Source organism: Streptomyces bambusae (assembly GCF_019400985.1).
Lineage (GTDB): Bacteria > Actinomycetota > Actinomycetes > Streptomycetales > Streptomycetaceae > Streptomyces > Streptomyces bambusae_A.
Map to the genome: position 1 here is coordinate 1 of NZ_WTFF01000612.1, position 1,671 is coordinate 1,671.

General features: G+C 76.4%; 1 protein-coding gene. It reads left to right on the forward strand.

Annotated features, from left to right (window positions below):
• Positions 1-346 precede the first annotated feature (346 nt).
• Entirely contained in the window at positions 347-1,519 is a 1,173-nt protein-coding gene (locus GPJ59_RS39015; RefSeq protein ID WP_374201013.1) for a phosphopantetheine-binding protein, read from the forward strand.
• Positions 1,520-1,671: the final 152 nt, after the last annotated feature.

Sequence of the window (1,671 nt, forward strand, 5' to 3'; positions counted from 1 at the left end):
TGGTGGGGGTGGGGTGGCTGGAGGGTAGTGCGCGCGGGGGGGCGGTGGGGGGGGGTACGGGATTGGGGGGGGCGTGGGGGGCTGGTGGGGGCGGGTCGGGGGGGGGCGCGGTCGGGGGGGGGGGGGCTCAGCGGGTCTCGTAAGGGCCGGGCCGGTCGTAGCGGTGGGGTTCTGGCTGCCGTGGAGTGCTCGGCGAGTGGGGGGTGAGGTGGCGGTGAGCGGGGAACTCGTGGTGCCGCTGTGGGCGGCGCCGTTGGCGACGGGCGGGGTGGCCGACGGGCCGGCCGGCGGGCCTGCTGACGGGCTGGCCGGCGGACTCGCTCGCGTGCTCGTGGACGTGGTCGTGGTGCTGGGCGACGTACTGCGGGTGAGGCCGGAGAGGATCGATCCCGATCGGACGTTCGAGTCGCTCGGGCTGGACTCGTTGCTGACGGTGGAGTTCGTCGAAGTGGTCAACGCGCGGTACGGGACGCAGCTGCCGGCCACGGAGGTTGCCGAGCAGCGGACGCCGTTGGCGTTCGCGCGGCAGGTGGTGCGGGAGGTCGGTGCTGCCGCGGCGGGGCTGCGGGGGAATGCGGTTGCGGGGCGGGGCCGGGGCGGGGGCGTGGGTGGGGCCGGGGCCGGGGACTCTGGCGGGGGTCGGGGTCGGGATGTGGCTGGGGCTGGGGCTTCGTGTGCGGGGTCGGGTGGGGCGTCGGTGGTCGAGGTGTTGCGGGAGCAACTGGCCGGGGTGCTGTGCTGCGACGTGTGGGACATCGAGCCGGGGGAGTCGTTCGGGGCGCTGGGGGTGGACTCCGTGCTGGGGGCGGAGTTCGTGGCAGGGGTGAACAGGGTGTTCGGGCTGCGGGAGCGGTCTGTGGTGTTGTACGAGCACACGAGTGTGGTGGCGCTGGCGGCGTATGTGGCTGAGCGGGTCGGGGCGGTGGGGGTAGGCGGGGCGTTGGCTCTGCGGGGGGAGGGCGGGGCCCTGCGGGGCTTTTCCCCTCCCCGCCCTTTCCCATTGCCGGGGCTCCGCCCCGGGCCCCGGGCGGGGGTGGGCTCCGCCCCGGGTCTCGCGCCTCTAGCGCCGGGGGGGCTGGGGGCTGTGCTGGGCTGCCTTGAGTGGGTGGCGGTTGGGGATGGGTGCGGGGTGCGTCTGTGCTTGGCCTTGTGTGTGGGCGGGTGGTGTGGGGGCCCTGCGGGGCTTTTTCCCCACCCCGCCCCTTCCCGATACCGGGGCTCCGCCCCGGGCCCCGTTCCTCGGGCGGGGTGGGGTGTTGGGGGCTCCGCCCCCGGGCCCCCGCGCCTCAAGCGCCGGGGGGGCTGGGAGTGGGCTGGGGCTTTGCCTCTCGTCGATTCTCGTGCCTGGCTCTGCTGTGGACCGCCAGGTTGGGGGCGAGGGGTGGGGGTGATGGGGCTCTGCCCCGGGCCTCGTGCCTCGGGTGGGGTGGGGTGTTTGGGGCGCTCCGCCCCCGGGCCCCCGCGCCTCAAGCGCCGGCGGGGGTGGGGGGGGGCTGGGGCTTCGCCGTTCCTGGGGTAGGGGGGGCCCAAGCGGTTGGGGGAGGGGAGGGGTTTCGGCCTCGGGCCCCGCGCGCCCAGGGGGGAGGGGGGGGGGGGGGGGGGCCAAACTTTGGTGGGGGGAGGGGGCCGTGCTCCGAAGCTGTGGCGGGGAAGGGGGCGCGTTCAGTGTGG